Annotated in this window: 1 protein-coding gene; it reads right to left on the bottom strand. The window is 69.0% G+C overall.

Features of this window, described 5'->3' with window-relative positions; translation table 11 throughout:
• On the bottom strand, positions 1–245 hold a 245-nt coding region (locus GM672_RS30335; protein WP_170300306.1), incomplete at both ends, for a hypothetical protein.

Raw genomic sequence — 245 nt, 5'->3', positions numbered from 1 at the left:
AGGGCGGCAACCTGCTGCGTCTTCAGGCCGGCGATGGTGCCGGTCTTCAGGGCGGCCAGGTCGGCCGTTTCCAGCGCGGCCACGGTTTCCGTTGCCAGCGCACCGATCTGGGCCGAGCTCAGCACGGAGGCCTGGTTGCTCGACAGGGCGACGATCTGGTTGGTCGTCATGCCGGCCATCGAACCGGTCGACAGGGCGGCCACCTGGTTGGTGCCCAGGGCACCGATCTGGTTGGTCGTCAGGGC

Origin of the sequence: Pseudoduganella buxea (genome assembly GCF_009720835.1) — a bacterium.
In the GTDB taxonomy this organism is placed as follows: domain Bacteria; phylum Pseudomonadota; class Gammaproteobacteria; order Burkholderiales; family Burkholderiaceae_D; genus Rugamonas; species Rugamonas buxea.
The sequence above is the reverse complement of the archived record's forward strand: the minus strand, read 5'-3'. Positions and strand labels throughout refer to the sequence as shown.